The organism is Microcoleus sp. S36b_A4 (assembly GCF_036700645.1).
Taxonomy (GTDB): Bacteria; Cyanobacteriota; Cyanobacteriia; order Cyanobacteriales; family Microcoleaceae; genus Microcoleus.
Genome location: NZ_JAUBPI010000117.1, coordinates 1 through 16,763, shown reverse-complemented (window position 1 = coordinate 16,763; position 16,763 = coordinate 1). Strand labels below are relative to the sequence as shown.

The 16,763-nt window shown below is 44.0% G+C and carries 12 protein-coding genes, 1 pseudogene and 1 riboswitch; of the genes and pseudogenes, 6 read left to right on the top strand and 7 right to left on the bottom strand.

All coding sequences use genetic code 11. From position 1 onward, the window contains the following. Window positions 1-192: 192 nt before the first annotated feature. Window positions 193-1,563: a condensation domain-containing protein gene (locus tag QUA03_RS25545; protein ID WP_333216068.1), complete on the bottom strand. Its 1,371-nt coding sequence runs from the start codon at window positions 1,561-1,563 to the stop codon at window positions 193-195. 549 nt (window positions 1,564-2,112) lie between these two features. Continuing rightward, window positions 2,113-2,244 (bottom strand): hypothetical protein, encoded by a 132-nt coding sequence (locus tag QUA03_RS25540; protein ID WP_333216066.1) that lies wholly within the window; start codon window positions 2,242-2,244, stop codon window positions 2,113-2,115. Between the two features lie 296 nt (window positions 2,245-2,540). Here QUA03_RS25540 and QUA03_RS25535 point away from each other — a divergent pair. From QUA03_RS25535 to QUA03_RS25525, 3 genes and pseudogenes are all read left to right on the top strand, one after another. Further along, window positions 2,541-2,768: pseudogene (locus tag QUA03_RS25535) on the top strand (hypothetical protein); the annotation flags it as partial. A gap of 760 nt (window positions 2,769-3,528) precedes the next feature. Beyond that, window positions 3,529-3,801, top strand: coding sequence for a hypothetical protein (locus QUA03_RS25530; RefSeq protein WP_333152057.1), 273 nt, complete (start codon window positions 3,529-3,531; stop codon window positions 3,799-3,801). A 419-nt stretch (window positions 3,802-4,220) separates the two neighbouring features. Further along, complete coding sequence (locus tag QUA03_RS25525) at window positions 4,221-5,030, top strand: SDR family oxidoreductase (RefSeq protein WP_333216064.1); 810 nt, start codon at window positions 4,221-4,223, stop codon at window positions 5,028-5,030. 461 nt (window positions 5,031-5,491) lie between these two features. Here the strand turns inward: QUA03_RS25525 and QUA03_RS25520 are convergent, their stop codons facing one another. Together QUA03_RS25520 and QUA03_RS25515 are read right to left on the bottom strand one after the other, a co-directional pair. Beyond that, window positions 5,492-6,808, bottom strand: a complete 1,317-nt coding sequence (locus QUA03_RS25520; protein ID WP_333216062.1) for a voltage-gated chloride channel family protein — start codon at window positions 6,806-6,808, stop codon at window positions 5,492-5,494. A 148-nt stretch (window positions 6,809-6,956) separates the two neighbouring features. Then, window positions 6,957-8,582, bottom strand: coding sequence for a cation:proton antiporter (locus QUA03_RS25515; RefSeq protein ID WP_333216070.1), 1,626 nt, complete (start codon window positions 8,580-8,582; stop codon window positions 6,957-6,959). Between the two features lie 91 nt (window positions 8,583-8,673). Next, window positions 8,674-8,762, bottom strand: a riboswitch (Fluoride riboswitch). Between the two features lie 193 nt (window positions 8,763-8,955). Here QUA03_RS25515 and QUA03_RS25510 point away from each other — a divergent pair. Both QUA03_RS25510 and QUA03_RS25505 read left to right on the top strand, forming a co-directional pair. Then, window positions 8,956-10,206 carry a transposase gene (locus QUA03_RS25510; protein ID WP_333216060.1) on the top strand — a complete coding sequence of 417 codons (1,251 nt, stop codon included), beginning with the start codon at window positions 8,956-8,958 and terminating at the stop codon, window positions 10,204-10,206. A 299-nt stretch (window positions 10,207-10,505) separates the two neighbouring features. Continuing rightward, window positions 10,506-11,108, top strand: a complete 603-nt coding sequence (locus tag QUA03_RS25505; RefSeq protein ID WP_333216058.1) for a glutathione S-transferase family protein — start codon at window positions 10,506-10,508, stop codon at window positions 11,106-11,108. Between the two features lie 65 nt (window positions 11,109-11,173). Here the strand turns inward: QUA03_RS25505 and QUA03_RS25500 are convergent, their stop codons facing one another. Further along, window positions 11,174-12,211, bottom strand: coding sequence for a Gfo/Idh/MocA family oxidoreductase (locus QUA03_RS25500; protein WP_333216056.1), 1,038 nt, complete (start codon window positions 12,209-12,211; stop codon window positions 11,174-11,176). A gap of 525 nt (window positions 12,212-12,736) precedes the next feature. Here QUA03_RS25500 and QUA03_RS25495 point away from each other — a divergent pair. Beyond that, window positions 12,737-13,036 carry a ferredoxin gene (locus QUA03_RS25495; RefSeq protein ID WP_106149950.1) on the top strand — a complete coding sequence of 100 codons (300 nt, stop codon included), beginning with the start codon at window positions 12,737-12,739 and terminating at the stop codon, window positions 13,034-13,036. 345 nt (window positions 13,037-13,381) lie between these two features. On the opposite strand, the gene QUA03_RS25490 is transcribed toward QUA03_RS25495, so the two are convergent. Both QUA03_RS25490 and QUA03_RS25485 read right to left on the bottom strand, forming a co-directional pair. Next, window positions 13,382-15,037: a SpoIID/LytB domain-containing protein gene (locus tag QUA03_RS25490; RefSeq protein ID WP_333216054.1), complete on the bottom strand. Its 1,656-nt coding sequence runs from the start codon at window positions 15,035-15,037 to the stop codon at window positions 13,382-13,384. A gap of 209 nt (window positions 15,038-15,246) precedes the next feature. Next, the gene (locus QUA03_RS25485) at window positions 15,247-16,434 is read right to left on the bottom strand and encodes a M20 family metallopeptidase (protein ID WP_333216052.1); all 1,188 of its coding nucleotides are present in this window, start codon (window positions 16,432-16,434) and stop codon (window positions 15,247-15,249) included. Window positions 16,435-16,763: the final 329 nt, after the last annotated feature.

Genomic DNA, 16,763 nt, shown 5'->3' with positions numbered 1-16,763 from the left:
CGTGAGGCTATTTCTGCCCATTCTTGTGACTTGGCTCGGCCTGATCTCATTCCCGAATTTCAGACCTGAATCCTTACATTACAATTGAGTTATTGTCCCAGTTCATATTATTTGACTATTCCATTTTTTTGACATATATACTATAAAGTAAAATTAGATATTTGTCCAATAATTTTCCGAAACAAAGAGGATTTAATTTTGTGTCACTGACTCACACAACCTTGTTAAAGTCGTCTTTTGATTGATACACACTTTTTCTATGACTGTTATCACATCATCAGCAAATAACTGTGCTGTTCGATCGCTTATTACAGGCTGTACATAAATAAAATTGCAAAATAACTGCTCATTTAGCGTGAGAACACCTAACCAAAAACAATCACCACTAATATGGTGAGGAGTCGCAAAGTATAATTCCTTAACCTTTAGCTTATCGGCTTGATCTCGAAATTTAAATTTGCCTCTATTGGAAATTGAAAAAAGATTATTTCTTCCCATAGTATCTTCTTTACTCACTATAGACTTAATAACGAGTTTCTTGATGGTATCCATGTCAAGATTACGTAATTTACTTTGTAGTAGTCTAGTTATATGGACACCGCTAATTAAAGAATCATGTATTCGGGATTTACATTCTCTAGCTAAATCCCAAAAAGATGTATTTGGCTCAACTAACTGATTAAAACCCAGCACAGATATAAAACAACCTAGATTTTGGTCTGTGATTTCAGGCTCACAATATTTTCTCAAATTTACAGGTAAACCATAGGAGAAATTTGCCTGTGTATCTATTGATAGTAATTTACCAGCAGCAAATAGCATTGCCGCACACATAGCACCATGCACAGTGGTTTTTTCTTGTTTGCATTTATCAATTAGTATCTTAGTCTTTTCTTGACTAAGCATTCGCGGTAGCATCCGAGTCAAACGTTCATTTGCGGATGCTTGATGTTCAATAATTAATTGTGGTGGCAGAGTTTGTTGTTCATTTGCGAGTTGAGGATTTTCTCTTGGGTGTTGAGTGGGAATATTATAAGTAAGTACATTTTCTATGGGAGCAAGAAATTCTAGTGAGTCTACTTGAGATATATTCTCTCCTTCTTTAATTGCCTGACAATAAAATAACAAATCATCAATAAAGCGCATACATGATATGCCATCTACAATTCCATGATGAAAGGTAATAATCATTTCACAGGTATTTTGATGTTGATGAGAATACAAAAGAGTTAAACGACACAGAGGATTTTTCCCTGGTGTGAATTTTGTATGTAGTTCTTTTTCAGCAATTTTAATTGCTTCATTTTCATCTTGTTTGTAGATAACTTGTACGGGAATTTCTGTTATGCCTGTCGATTGAAAATATAATCCATCCTCAGACTCAACAATGTAAACTTGGAGCATGGGATGACGCTGTTGGACTAATTCAAGAGCTTGTTGAACAACATCCGGTGTTAAAATCCCTTCCAGAGAGACAACATTTACAATTAGCCCACCTCCCAGATCATGGCCTAGCGCCATCCACATTTCTACCAAACCAAGTTTTCTGCTGAAAGATTTCATTTTAATTTTCTCTAATTTCAAAGTTTATCTACATTTATGCAATTGCTCAATTATCCCAAATTGAGTTGTATGTAAGTTAGTTTTTTCATCAACCGCAGGTTCATTAATTCTGATACCTGATTTCACAGTTTCATTTGTGTAACTCACTCAATACTTCGGACAGTTTTTGGTTGTCACCGGCATAATTAGGGTTTGAGCCAAGTCACAACTCAGGAAAAATCTACGATTCCAGCCATTTTACCCCAAAGTGTTAGAACTATTGTAACTGACTCATCTGGGAGTGTGACAAAGAGGCCTAGGAACTAGACTAAATAAGGGTGGCAGGTTGTATACCCTGTTGAGAAAAGCAAAGTTTATTTGGAGTTAGGTTCATTAACTCTTGCACATCTACTGAATATTGAGCCAGATAATTGACCCAGGGGTCTCCATCTCAACCAACGCCTTCATGTACTCCGTCTGCGATATTTTTTGTCTGTTATTGAGAGGGCGGTATACATATTTTGATATCGGCATTTTATGAATTTTAGCGCATTTAAGTACAGCACAAGTTTAGGCGATGGTTATTAACAAAATTATTTGAATGATTTGGCTTCTCCTTAAGCTAGTTGCTTCCCGCATTGTAACATCGGGATTTACCATTTCGGAACCTTTATTCAATTGCCATGCGCTGGCTGTAACCATCGCTCTCTAGTGACAACGAGCCTAAATCTGTGAGAATAAACTTGCGCGTCTTTAAGTTTAGATCCCTGATAGTTGCGTTTCTATTTACAGGCAAGATCAAACCCTGCTAATGGTCGGGTTTTCGTGAATCTTACTCCTTGAAAGTATAAACCAGTTGCTGGTTCTACTCCTAGCTGACGAGGTGACAACCGAGTTGAAAGACTTATCATCGCAAGCTGTTTTAAGCGTATTCCGTTGTGATGGTAGTGCGATTGCCTCTAGTTTTTTTTTGGGAGTTTACCGATCGATTGAGTGCTTCAGATGATAACTTTGCCTCCATTGAAGCCGCCGTAGAAGAAGGATGCACCGTTTATGGCAACCTGCTGAAAACCATTGGGCTTATCCTACCCGTCAACGGTGGAGAGGCGATGACCATAGTGGTGGGAATCTTGGCTGGTACCACCTTGCCAATTTTGCCGGTGCAGATTCTCTGGGTTAATATGGTCGGTTCCGTCGCCCTTAGTGCCACTCTAGCTTTTGAGCCATTATAGGCTGACACTATGCGCGGTTTGCCCCTCTTGCATCATGTGATAGCGATCGTCACTCTAATTGGCGCGGCTGGAATTTATGGGTTTGAGCGAACTTCCTAATCGATCGCCCTATGCGGTTATTTGACAGCAACGCTGGCTACATTTTTTGTGAGTCAGGATGCTGAGAGCGATCGATCAGAAATAGCGGCTACACAATCAATTCAAGCAGTGTCAACCGAAATTACTGCACTGCCAAGGTTCAATCCTGCTTGACGAAAAGGTTGAGACCTGTGAATTGCTAACCTTGGATTTGAGCATGAGGTCGATCGCTCTCGATGCGATACTAGAGAAACGATGATGTCTGTCCAATTATAGATCACATTTTACTCTAAACTCTTCCAAGCGAGAGATGATTTTTGATTTTGGGAAATTTACTATAGCAATACCCTCTAGCCACTCACATAAAACTACTTAAAATAATGGAAAAACAAGCCGAATAAATTCATGACAGGGAATCCCAAAAAAGTTGATCCAGGATAAATCCTATATTGCACTGTTCAATAGTGCGGACTATTTTTCTAGAACCCAATGGCTAATTTTCTATGACTTTGAGCCCCGGTGGGTAATTAAATCAATGTCATCTCCACTCCTGACTTGCATTTAATTCGACTTTTTTATGTTCCTTGCCCTCTAAAGCTTGTAGTATCGTTCCCAAAAAAGCCCGCACTATTGAATGTTAACCTGGTTCTATTTATTACATTGACACGATAAACTCATGGAAAACACATTGTTCGATCGCACATTCCGCGACAGCGAAGGCCAAATTGTTATAGCTCAGATGCCAAATCTACCACTGAGTGTCGGGATTATAGCTAGTTTATTAACGCTCATTGTTACAACAGGAAAAGTTAATCTAGGATTGGAGCTAGTCGCCTTTGGATCTTTGTTTACTTGGGCTTGGGAAGAATTATTTCAAGGCGTTAATTACTTTCGTAGAGCATTAGGTCTGATTGTGCTGGTTGGTCTAATTGCGGGGAAACTTCAATAATTAGGTAAGCATAAATCAAATCAAGAAGGTATATAAGCTGTCACGCATTTAAATTGCATATTCTGGCGGGCGGGACGCCCACCCCACCCAAGGGGATTGTTTTGTGACATTCAGTTTAAATGCACAACAGCTTAGCACTGGGAGCATCTCAATGAAAGCAGCCCAGCTAGAAATTGGAGTTTTGAGGCAGGAGTTTTGAGGCTCTCTTGCTGCGGGGAAAGAGGAAGAAGGAAAGATCCCGAATAAGTGTTTTTACAAATATGAGATGCTCCCTCCCGATCGCGGGCATGGTGATCAGTTTTCTGAAGATTGATGAAATGCGTGGCGAAAAGACAGAACAACCTTCTGGTTGATGTAGAAGCTAGTTGGCTTGAGGTTTCGGTTAAGATATTTTGTTTTAAGTCTCTGGGAGAGCAATTATGAAAGGTTTAAAGGGAAAAAATGCACTCATTACTGGAGCGAGTTCAGGCATTGGGCAGGCGATCGCCATTCGTCTCGCCCAAGAAGGTTGCAACATTGCCGTTAACTATCGCAAAAGCTTAGAAGAGGCAGAAGATACTGAAGAAATTGCTCTGCAAAAAGCCTGTGGACAAGCATCGGAATGCGGGGTTGAAACCCTATTAGTTCAGGGAGATGTCTCCAAAGAAGACGACATCCTTCGTATGGTGAATACTGTCATTGATAAATTTGGTAGTCTGGATATCCTAATTAATAATGCTGGGATTCAAACAGAAAGCGCATCCCATGAAGTGCCAACCGATGAATTCGATCGCGTGATTGCAGTCAATTTACGGGGCGCATATTTGTGTGCGCGGGAAACCATTAAGCATCTGTTAGAGCAGCAGCGCTCTGGGGTGATTATCAATATTTCGAGTGTGCATGAAATCATTCCCCGCCCGATGTATATCAGCTATTCCATCAGCAAAGGCGGCATGGGAAATTTAACGAAAACCCTAGCGTTGGAATACGCAAACCGAGGCATCCGCGTCAATGCTATTGCGCCCGGTGCAACAATTACACCGATTAATGAAAGCTGGACGGACAATCCAGAACAAAAGGCAGTAGTGGAAAGCCATATCCCAATGGGACGGGCAGGCAGATCGGAGGAAATGGCGGCATCTGTTGCCTTTCTCGCATCAGATGAAGCGGCTTACATTACGGGACAAACGCTCTATATAGATGGTGGATTGACCCTCTATGCTGACTTTCGCGAATCTTGGTCTGCCTAAATTAACTGGGAGAAACTATGTGGAGGAAATAGGCGATCGCTGTCATTCGATTTTAGATTTTAGATTTTAGATTTTGGATTGACCCACGGATAAATTCAGGGGCTTGAGGATTTTAGATTTTAGCTTTTGGATTGATTCCATGGATAAATCCGGGGGCTTGTACCATCAAGAAATTTTTGGTCATTTTACCTAAAAAGGATTTTTTTTTGCGATCGCTTTCTTTACTCACCGGACACTAGACTAAAACGCACTAAGGTGTCATGCAGATATGATTGAACGTGGCAGCCAGGAAGGTATTGCGGAGGAGTTATACGGCAAAGATGTCAAGTAGTGGTATCTTGGTGCATAAAAATCCAATAATTTATTTAGTTGATGAAATTAACAGAGAAGAATCATCGCTCGCGCTGGCGTGAATACGATCCAGCAATCAATAGTTTCTGCTATTAATGTAAGTCATGAAATTAATTGATTGTGTTGACATTTGATTCGGATTTTGGAGCGATTTTTTGGGATAATTTTTTCCACTTTTGCCCTTTTTTCGTGGGCATAAAATGGTATTTTCCAGCGCCAAGACGCTGTGAGCTATAGATGCCCGCATGACCTGAAAAAAGGTAGCTCATCACACAAGCGATCGCCACAAACACCCCAGATTCTAGTCCAAAAAGTTCAATTCCCATTAAAGTAGCAGCGATCGGTGTATTTGCAGCGCCGCCAAAAACTGCCACAAATCCCATGCCCGCTAATAAAGGTGCTGGTAATGCCAAGATTAATGACAAAGCATTACCTAATGTGGCGCCAATAAAAAATAGAGGAGTAACTTCACCGCCCTTAAAACCAGCCCCTAATGTCAACGCCGTTAAACCTATTTTTGCCGCAAAATCCCAAGGTGGTAACTGAGTATAAAACGCATCGACAATGGTAGGAATACCAAGACCAATATACTTAGTTGAGCCGATCGCCCCAACAGTCAAGGCCACAATAACACCGCCAATTGCCGGACGTAAAGGAGGGTAGGATATCTGGGCTTTAAAGAAGTGGCTAATTTGATGAGTTAGTTTCGCAAAAATCATCGCTACAATGCCGAAAATTATGCCAGCTATAATTGCAGAAATTAGCCCTATTGGAGTTATCATTGGTACAAGCGGAGCGTGGCGGTATGCGGTGTGATGCAACCCCAGATTTAGGGTAATGTGATCGCCCACAACTGCTGCAACTAAACAGGGAAAAAGAGCATTATGCTTAATCGTACCAATCGCTAAAACTTCTAAACCAAAGATAGTTCCAGCTAAGGGAGTTCCAAAAACCGAAGCAAATCCTCCACTAATCCCCGCCATTAATAAAATTCGGCGATCTCTGGGTTTAAAGTGGAATATTTTAGTCAACTGATCGGCAAGAGATGCCGCAATTTGTAGGGCTGTCCCTTCCCGACCTGCTGAACCTCCAAATAAATGGGTTAAATCTGTCCCTAACAGCACCATAGGAGCCATTCGTAAGGGAATAATACTTTGGGGATGATGAATCTCTTCGAGTAAAAGATTATTTCCGGCTTCAACTTTTTTGCCATATTTATGATAAATCCAACCGCTGAAGAATCCACCTAGGGGTAGTAAGGCGATCGCCCATAAATGAGATTCTCGCCAATTGGTTGCCCATTCTAAAGATGCGAGGAGAGCGGCGGAACCAAGACCGGAAAGCATACCAACTATACAAGAAATAATGAACCACTTGCTGAGTTGCGGAATGATGGTGAACTGCTCAAATTGAGGGAGACGTTTCATAAGAAATGATTCTTTGGGGTAAAGTTAGGCTCGTTGCGAGCGAGCCAAAATCTGCGTTAATTACCGCCTTGATTATGAACCGCAGAGGGCACAGAGGACACAGAGAGGGGAGAAGAGGATCAAGGGGATATAAAACCCATACTTGGTATTACTTGTAACTAGATTCTACCAAGATGACAGGAATAGGACTGCTTTCTAAGACGGCTTGAGAAACTGAACCTACTAGCACTTGTTCCCAAGGTTGATGCCCTCGTTTCCCGATCGCAATATATGCCACTTGCCGAGCTTGCGCCACGCGGATAATCTCCTCTGGAACTGTACCAGAAAGACTCAGGAACTCATAGCGAATATCTGATAATATTCGTTGTGCTTGTTTTTGTAATTGTAAGTTTGTGCTTTGAGATCCCACATTGTCTACATACAAAACAATCACATCCCCATCACTGCGCCGAGCTAAGTCTGCAGCTTTAGTTAAAACATCTGTTGTTAGGGGGGAAGCGTCTACTGCGGCGAGAAAAACTGGACGACCGGAAATAGCTACTTTTGTCGGGTCTACTTCGCCTTTTTCTAATAGTTTGGGGGCAAAAGTGGGAATTGCCCAAGCACCCAAGGGAGCTGTTACTAAAATTGAGAGGGCTGCGATCGCCAAAATCGTCTCGCCACCAGCAATGCCCTGAGCTAGGGGAATCGCCCCAATCGCCGCCTGTACCGTTGCCTTAGCGGAATTTCCTGCTAGCAAAAACAGCCGTTCTTTCCCAGTCCAATTACTACCTAAAGTGGAAAGATACCAACCGAGCGATCGCCCAATCAGAGTCCCGATCGCCAACACCAACAGACCAACCAGCAAGGTATTGCCTAATACATTAAGTTGAATACTGGCTCCCAGCAGCACAAACAAAATAATTTCGGCGATCGTCCACAAACTGTCAAAGCCACCCCGCAATCTTCGTGCTAAAGGCGCATCCAACTCTATCAGGAAAAACCCCGCCGCCATGACAGCTAAATAGCCAGAGAAAACCGGAATATGTTCGGCTGATACTACCAGCCCTAGGGCAAAGCCAGCAGCCACTAGGGAGTCCTGAACCGCAGTTTGAGTCCAGTTTTGGTTGACTAATAGTGACACCAAAATTCGAGCAGTCACCCATCCCAACAGCACCCCCAAGGTAATTTGGATGATGATTTGAAATGGCAGCAATTGCAGAGGGCTGAGGGTGATTCCTCTCAGTAAGGTAATGGCTGTAGCTTTCCCTTGGGACAGAAAAGCTAGCAGTAGGCTAAACACCAGCAACAGCAATACATCTGACAAGGCACTTCCCGTCAGAATAGCATCGGGAATTCCTTTTTTTACTCCCCAACCTAGACTTTTTAACCGAAGCATTCCGGGAACAATTACTGCTGGAGATTCCGCGCCAATGATGCACCCTAGCAGTAGCCCCGTCAAAAAATCAAACTGAAGTAACCACATCGCGGCGACAGCAATGGCGATGGCCTCGCAAGCTGCTGGCAGAAAGCCTAATCGCAGCGCCACGGTTCCCTGTTGGGATAGTTTTTCGCGATCTAGTCCTAATCCCGCCTTCATCAAAATCACCATCACGGCAATGGTGCGAAGGGAATTCGCAGCGGCCAAAACCTCTGGGCTAATGACATTCCCCAGTTGCGGGCCTAATAAAATGCCCACCAGCACCATACCTACGAGTGCTGGAGCTTTCAGCCGTCGAGCAATCTGCCCGACAAAAAAGCCCATTAATAAAATCCAGATCATACTTTCTAACATCACGCCACCTTGAAGCTGAATGGATAAACGTGACTTGTAGGGGAAAGATCGATCGAGGCATCCGCACCATCCTACCCTTCCGCCACAAGTCGGAACAGTAGGAGCCATCAGCCTTTTAAACGTTATGAAGATTATTAATAACGCAGGGCGGTTTCGGCGAGCTCCATCGCCATCATTACTTTTATACCACTATAGCGCGTCGCGTGAGAACCCCGGTCTTTTAAGCCGGGGATGAAACGCAGTTGTAGCCTTTAGGCTACCAGTGTTTTATATTCTTTCTCTGTTATTAGATATATTTTTTGACAATTTTAGTGGAGGTATTGACTCCGTTAAATAGTCGTGTACAATCAATATATTAAAAAAAAATATATCAATGTTTGGGTGTCAACAAATCCTGCTCAAGCCTGACAAAGAACTCCGGGCAGTTCTAGAATATATTTGCCAAGAATCGAACAAGCTGCATAATTGTGCGGTTTACTACGCTCGCCAAATATATTTTAAAGCTCGCATCTGTGTCCGTCCATTTGATGTAATCAACGCATTAAAGCGCCATCCTCATTACGGGGCTTTATGCGCTCAAGCTGCTCAGCAGACCTGCGGTGCTGTTGGTGAATCAGTAAAATCTTTCAAAGAACTAATTAAATTGTTTTGGGAGGGCAAACTCGAAAACAAGCCAAAGTTTCCTGGCTACCGCATTACCGGTGGATTTCATCTAATCGCTTATCCGAAACAAGCGCGTGGAAAAAAGTTGGTTGACGGTCAAGTTTCAATTCCTTTGGGTCAAAAAGTAACAACTTGGTTTGGACTGAAAAACTTTCAAATCCCCATGCCTACTAACTTAGACTATGCCGATATTAGAGAAATTAGAATTCTCCCCAGAAATGGCTGTTTTTACGCCGAGTTTGTTTACAAAACGGTCAGCTTTCAAACTGTTACAGACAGTCAAAAAGCTTTAGGTATCGATCACGGTATTGGTAATTGGCTTACTTGTGTCAGCAACTCAGGGACAAGCTTTATCATTGACGGCAAGCATTTGAAGTCGGTCAATCAGTGGTATAACAAGCGGGTAGCAACTTTGATGGAGGGCAAGCATAATGGTTTTTGGTCGCGTCAATTAGCGCGATTGACTGAAAAGCGGAACCGTCGAATACGCGACGCCGTAAATAAATCAGCTCGTTTAGTTGTCAATCACTGTATCAAAAACGGAATCGGTGTTATCGTTTTTGGGTGGAACAAAAGGCAGAAAGATTCTGCCAATATGGGCAAAAAAACCAATCAGCAGTTTGTTCAAATTCCTACGGCACGACTAAAAAACCCTATTGCTCAACTCTGCGAACAATACGGCATTAAATTTGTCGAAACTGAGGAAAGTTACACGTCTAAAGTATCATTTGTAGACCGTGATTTTCTACCTAAAATTGGTGAAAAACCCGATGGGTGGAAGGAAACTGGTAGACGAGTAAAGCGCGGTTTGTACCGGACGAGTGCGAAAAATTGGTACATCAATGCTGACTGCAACGCCTCAGCGAATATTTTGAGAAAAGTAGAGACGATGTTGGGGCTTGACCTTGACGGAGTTTGTAGGGGTGTTTTGACAGCGCCTTCAAGAATTACCTTTTGGTAGTTTCTTTAGAATCCCTGTTGCTTCAGCACAGGGAGTGTCAATGAAGCTCATCTTCCATTTCCGTGCCCCTTCCCTAACGCTATTTAAGGGAGGATTTTTCCCGTATAATTTCATTGATTCTCCAATATTGATGAATTTAGGGTGCTCTGGGTTGCACCTAACCCATATTACTTCTGAACGTAGCAATGCTGCTCTTACCCCCAAATGCTACAACAATAATAAGTTGTGAACTTCTGTTGCTTTTTTTGCTTTTTTTACTTTGCGTGTTCAGTGTTCTTTGTGGTATATAAAAAATACTCATGTTGAAACTTTACGAATATTCTCCTTCTGGGAATTGCTACAAAATCCGCTTGCTTTTAACTCAGCTTAATATTCCCTTCGAGCGACTAGAAATTGATATTATAAAACGAGAAAGTCGAACCCATGAATTTTTGATCAAAAATCCTAACGGGCGTATTCCTGTGTTAGAAATAGAACCGGATATTTTTCTGTTTGAATCGAATGCGATTATGTTTTACTTGAGCGAAACAACGGAGTTTTTCCCCACTGATAAATTTGAACGCGCTCAAGTCATGCAGTGGTTATTTTTTGAACAGTACAGCCACGAACCTTTTATTGCTACTTCTCGTTTTTGGTATATCACCGGAAAAGCTGAGGAATATCGAGAAGCACTCAAACAAAAACAAGCACCGGGCTATGCTGCTTTGGGGGTGATGGAACAGCATTTAGCAAACCATGCTTTTTTTGTTGGCGATCGCTATACTATTGCTGACATCGGTTTATTTGCTTACACTCACGTTGCGGGCGAGGGCGGATTTGATTTAACTAGATTTCCGGCAATTCAAACTTGGATCGAGCGAGTAAGAAATCAACCTCGATATATTAGTATCGCACATAAATAAAAGTTGTTCGTAGTAAGCATGAAGAATCCTAATTGACTAAAAGCATCAACGGAGGACTGAATTCATTACTGCAAATTTATCATGTCCGATGGTAAATTACTAATCGCTATATTTTGCCCAGTCTCACTCGATCGCCTCGCAGCATCTGCCACCTTCAAAGCGTACAAACTACTGGCATTATTTACGTACAAAGGCGTACCGTTTGACAAATATTCCAACACCATATTGGTGTCTTTGGCAAACAAGCCGCGCCGCGTTCCTACTTTGAGGTTGCGCCGATTTTCTCCCTGAATTAATTGACCGGATTCGGGAGTGAAAACCAGCGTTCCTGCTTCTCCGTAGATGGTAAAAATGTTTTCAGACTGCCAAAAAGTCTCTCCTTTTCCATAAACAGCTTCAGCGACAAGGTCATTGGCAAAGCGCAACTGTGCATTGCACAAACAAGCTTTGTAGAAATCCGGCTGACTTTCCCAAAATTGAGCTTGACAGTTAACGCTTGCCACTTCCCCGAACAAATCAGTAAATCGGTGCAGTCGCGAAATTGCACCAACTAACGGAAAGCCAAAGAGGGAATGTTGATAAGTCCACCGCTGCGGGGCTGGATGTTGAGGACTCATAGTAATGTAGCGGGCGTAAAAAACTTTACCGATTAAGGGCAAAGATTCTTTGATTGAGGAGTGCAACCCGCCTAGCAGTTCGATGTGTTCGATGTGGAGGAGTTTTTGCTTTTGGGCGGCAAGTTTGATCGCCCTTTCTGCTTCAGATACGTCTAAAGATAGAGGATATTCCACCACAACGTGCTTCTCATTTTCTAGCGCCGCCAGGACGATCGCCCCGTGATCCCGATTCACCGTACAGACAATCACCAAATCTAAATCGTCTCTTTCTACCAGCTTGCGCCAGGAAACCGCAGCTTCTGCCCCGAAGCCTTGACAAAATTCTGCGGTTTTCTCCGGGGTGTGGCCCGCAACCGCTACCAAGTGCGATCGCCCATCAGCTTGAATTGTCTCGGCCCTCAACTTAGCGGCAAAACCAGTACCCACAATCCCCACGCGAATTGGAGAATTAACCGAAAAACCAGAGCGAGTATCAATATTAGTCATGGGATTTGAGATTTAAGATTTTAGATAGTTATAGACTTGCGGTGCAGGGCTTTAGGATTCTATGGCCCCGATTTTAAGCTGTGGTTGTGGTGCGATTGATTCGATCGAGCCTTCAACACCCAAGCCTTGATGCGATCTAACTATACATTTCAGCGCCTGCTGGGACTTGCCTTGCAGCAAGTCTTGCGGAAACTCCATCGACACACCGCATACCAACAACCCGATTTTTGTGCTGTAGGGCTCAAAACAGGATTTTTCCTAGAAACCGGATTATTTAGCGCAAGTCTTGCGGCAACAGTATCACAAGGCTGAACCCAAGATAGGTATAAGTAATCAAGATGAAATTAGAAAAAGTTATAACTAATCCCATTCAAATGTTTTGTAAATAAGTGTGTCAACCTCCCTTCTATCCCCTACTATCATAGAGGGAACGAACCTAAGACCTAACCTCAAAGCTAATAGAGCCTTGAAGGTTGCATTAGGAAAAATTATCAATCTTGTTGAATTTTTGAGAGGATTTAGTGCATGGCAACTTACAAAGTTACCCTCATCAGCGAAGCCGAAGGAATTAACCAGACCATTGACGTTGATGACGATACTTACATTCTTGATGCTGCAGAAGAAGCAGGACTCGACCTCCCGTACTCTTGCCGCGCTGGAGCTTGCTCCACCTGCGCCGGCAAAATCACCAAAGGCGAAATTGACCAATCCGACCAATCTTTCTTGGACGACGACCAAATCGAGGCTGGATTTGTCCTCACCTGCGTCGCCTATCCCAAGTCTGACTGTACGATCGAAACTCACCAAGAAGAATCGCTCTACTAAGAAAGGACGCTCTGCGTGATACCCTAAGAAACCCGGTTTCTCGTTTCCAGAATTAAGCTGAAATAGCCCAATTATGTTAAGAAACCGGGTTTCTGTGTCTAACATTGCAACACAGCCGCCAGCAGTCTGTCACTCCCAGCTAGGAATTCCTAGCCGTTTGAGCAGATAGCTGACCAAATAATTTTAGATTTTAGATGGCAGATTTTAGATTAACTGTGAAACCAATCTAGAATCCCAAGTCTAAAATCTAAAAGTTTTACGGCTGATATTTAGTCCGCAAAGGCGGGCTTTGTTTGTGTAGTGGCGATGATTTAAATCGCCAAGTTTTAGGCAGAGTGCGATTGACTATTCGCGCCAAAATGTAATCGCATCGCTGAGTGGTACAACTTGAGCGCCGGGAAAATAAAAGCCCAGAATTCGAGATCCATTCCAGCCCAAATTAGCCAAATTGTAAGAACCAGTCTGACTCATTCCCACCCCGTGTCCGAAGCCGCCTCCGACAAAAGCATAACCGTTGAGAGTTTTGTCTGGATTGTAAATTGGTTCGAGGTAAAAAAGCGTGCTAATCGGCGGGTAAAAAGCATTGCGAATCTCGTCTTTGTCGATATCGATGGGGCCCAAGTCAGTTTGAACCTTCATTTTCAAAACTCGACCTGCGGGCGACCTTTCCACCACTTCCACCTGAGTGACAGTTTTAAAATTAGCCAGCGGGTGCTGTTTCTTCTGAAGATACTGTTTGAGAAATCCACCAATCGCGGTCAAAGAAGCGGGTTCGCGCCACCGAAATGTGTCTTCTTTTTCCTCATTAAACCCTTTTTGCAAACTGATAAAGCGGCGGAAATTGTTTTCGTCAGACAAACTCTGCTTGGACAAATCCCAGACATTATTGGGCGAATCGACGATCGATCGCAAATATGGACGTTCCGCGCCCTGCCACACATCGTTAAAAGAGGCTGTCACGCCGCCGCTAGACGCGGAATAGAGGGCGTCTACTAGCTGATTTTCGTAAGTTAGCACCAAACCGCTCGTTTGGGCGATCGCCTTATCACTTTGCGGGTAAACCTCGGTTAAACCGTGATAAACTTGGCAGTTAACATCAGCGCATAACTCATAATTATCCACAGCAAACCGGCGCAAATTTCTCAGGGCGTAGGTTCTCGCCAAAATAGTTTGAGCGACAATCGCAGCGTAAGGCGAAAAAGCACCTATTTCGTGAGGAACAACACCCCGCAAATAAGTTTCCGTCAGCACCTTATTCACCAAAGTATAAGTGCCGTAAGAATTTTTTTGCAGGTGCAAACTGCCGCCATAACGGCGAGTTTGTTGAATAGATTTTTCGGGTTCAATAGCTGTCGCCTCTTGGGTAGTTTGTTCCAATACCTCAATCACATTTTTCCCCGCCGTCACATCCAACTCATTGCGGTTGAAGCGAAAGCCGTTTAAAACCCAAAATGCCTGGGGTACTTGTTTAAAAACTTTGGAATCCAAAAAAGCTGTTGTGTTCCCTTGGGCTTGCAAACTTTGCAACAGCCAGCGCCGCACCAAAGGAGAGTTATAAACATCTCTTTTCGCCCAAACTTGCCAGCGCAAAGGTTGAGCAATTTCTACTTCAATTCCCTGGGCGCGCCACTGATTGGCACTGTCTTCCGCACTCTCGAAACTGCGGTGAGAACTTAGTACCACTCGTTCTTCTACTAAGGGCGTTTCCAGCGGTTTCGGGGCTATTTCTAACTTGACGCTAGCAGCAGTTTTGGTTTCTATCCCTTGAGGAGTTTTGTAACTCAATGTTAAGCTGTCGCCCGGTAATGCTTTCAGGGTCAGTTTGTCGGTTGCTTTCGTGCCAAACCGCTGCACTACGCCGATTTTGATGGGTCTATTTTGGGGAGTTTGGGCGTATCCCGCAGCGCTGAAAATGGGCAACAGGCACAATGCGGTGAAAACAGTCCTAGATATGCAGCTAAACCATTTGTAATTGGGAGTTGGAGGTGCTTGAGCGAACACGGTTATCTGTCTCGCGATAGTTGAAATTGGGGGATTTTTGATTGTACGTTAGCACATTTGGCGGCTGCTAGAGCGGGATTCCGGAAGATAAGGTGGTTTGGTTGCCAGAATTCTGTTAATTAAGTAGGCGCAAATAAACTTTACATCAAGCAATTTTGAGCCATTACCCACCCCACAATCTGATTGTGGGTAATTGAAGGAAAGCGAATTTACCTACTTACTTGGTGTTTCCAATATTGGTAGGCGGCATAGGCCAAGGTGACAGCGCCCGTCACGATAGCTGCTTCATCGACCTCAAATTGCGGGTGATGGAGGGGATAGTTCGGTTTGTCAGTCAGTCCCACTCCTAAGCGAAACATGGTTCCCGGTGCGTGTTCTAAGTACATCGAAAAATCTTCCGCGCCGAGAGATGGTTCTGGTAAAATCTGGACGCGCGATCGACCTAAAGCTTCTAAAGCCGCACTTTCGACTAATTGCGTGAGTTTTGGGTCGTTTTGGACTCCGGGCACGCCGCGCTTGTAGGTGAGTTCGTACTTAGCGCCGTATGTCGCGCAGACGCTGGAAACAATTTGTTCGATCCAAGCCGGCAGTTTTTCGTGGGTTTCCGGATGGAGCGATCGCACGGTTCCCAGTAATTTTACTCGATCGGCAATCACGTTCGGCGCTCGTCCGCCGTTAATTTGCCCGATCGTCAAAACCAGTGGTCTCAAAGGATTTTGCGTGCGGCTAATTGCCTGCTGCAAAGTGGTAATTATCTGAGAAGCAATCCAAATTGCGTCGATCGCCTCGTGGGGACGCGCACCGTGGCCGGATTCGCCCATCACAATCAATTCTATGTCATCTGCCGCCGCCGTCAGTGCCCCGTGGCGGATACCGATGCAACCGCCGGGAATGGTCGGAAAAACGTGCACTCCGAGGATGCCGTCAACATCTTGCATCGCCCCATCTTTAATCATCCATTGAGCACCTTGGGCAATCTCTTCCGCCGGCTGAAACAAGAAGCGGACGTGACCGGGCAGTTTTTCCCCTAGCTGAGACAATATCATTGCTGCGCCCAAACCGACGGTGGTGTGGATGTCGTGGCCGCAGGCGTGCATCACTCCCTCGTTGCGGGAGGCAAATTCTAAGTTAGTGCGTTCTTGAATCGGCAAAGCGTCCATATCGGTGCGAATTGCCAGCCAGCGGGACTCGCTGCTGTTGCCTTTGAGTTCGCCGAGCACTCCTGTTTTGCCGATTCCTTCGATCGCGCGGACTCCGCTGGATGCGAGAACTCCGGCTACGTAGGCGGCGGTTTGATATTCTTGGCCGCTGAGTTCGGGGTGCGAGTGGATGTGGCGGCGAATTTCGATTAAGCGGGGTGCTAGGGTGGCGGCTAATTCTTTGATGCGGGGAAGCATGAATTTAGTTGGGGAGTGCGGTACAAGTTGTAGTCAACTAGGTTAACGCATATGTTTGGGGGTGAACAGGGTTACAAGGCGCAAAAGTGCGATCGGGCTTTTAGATAGCAATCCTATTTCGTTTGTAAATAAGATTTTTTTTCTAACCGCAGAGGGCGCAGAGAAAAGAGAGAGAATAGAGGCATAAACCGGGAACAAAATTCAATATCCTAGGTTCAAACCTGATTTTTATTTGATAATCTCTGGTTGTGATACAGCACTTTGCTTAACGATTAGGTACAATATTAGAGGTGGTAAGAAAGAGAAAAATGAAACCCTACTCCCTAGAT

What these genes read in the sequence shown, in the direction of transcription:
- QUA03_RS25545 (WP_333216068.1), bottom strand. Translation starts at nt 1,563, where the DNA reads ATGAAATCTTTCAGCAGAAAACTTGGTTTGGTAGAAATGTGGATGGCG.
- QUA03_RS25540 (WP_333216066.1), bottom strand. Translation starts at nt 2,244, where the DNA reads ATGGTTACAGCCAGCGCATGGCAATTGAATAAAGGTTCCGAAATGGTA.
- QUA03_RS25530 (WP_333152057.1), top strand. Translation starts at nt 3,529, where the DNA reads ATGGAAAACACATTGTTCGATCGCACATTCCGCGACAGCGAAGGCCAA.
- QUA03_RS25525 (WP_333216064.1), top strand. Translation starts at nt 4,221, where the DNA reads ATGAAAGGTTTAAAGGGAAAAAATGCACTCATTACTGGAGCGAGTTCA.
- QUA03_RS25520 (WP_333216062.1), bottom strand. Translation starts at nt 6,808, where the DNA reads ATGAAACGTCTCCCTCAATTTGAGCAGTTCACCATCATTCCGCAACTC.
- QUA03_RS25515 (WP_333216070.1), bottom strand. Translation starts at nt 8,582, where the DNA reads ATGTTAGAAAGTATGATCTGGATTTTATTAATGGGCTTTTTTGTCGGG.
- QUA03_RS25510 (WP_333216060.1), top strand. Translation starts at nt 8,956, where the DNA reads ATGTTTGGGTGTCAACAAATCCTGCTCAAGCCTGACAAAGAACTCCGG.
- QUA03_RS25505 (WP_333216058.1), top strand. Translation starts at nt 10,506, where the DNA reads ATGTTGAAACTTTACGAATATTCTCCTTCTGGGAATTGCTACAAAATC.
- QUA03_RS25500 (WP_333216056.1), bottom strand. Translation starts at nt 12,211, where the DNA reads ATGACTAATATTGATACTCGCTCTGGTTTTTCGGTTAATTCTCCAATT.
- QUA03_RS25495 (WP_106149950.1), top strand. Translation starts at nt 12,737, where the DNA reads ATGGCAACTTACAAAGTTACCCTCATCAGCGAAGCCGAAGGAATTAAC.
- QUA03_RS25485 (WP_333216052.1), bottom strand. Translation starts at nt 16,434, where the DNA reads ATGCTTCCCCGCATCAAAGAATTAGCCGCCACCCTAGCACCCCGCTTA.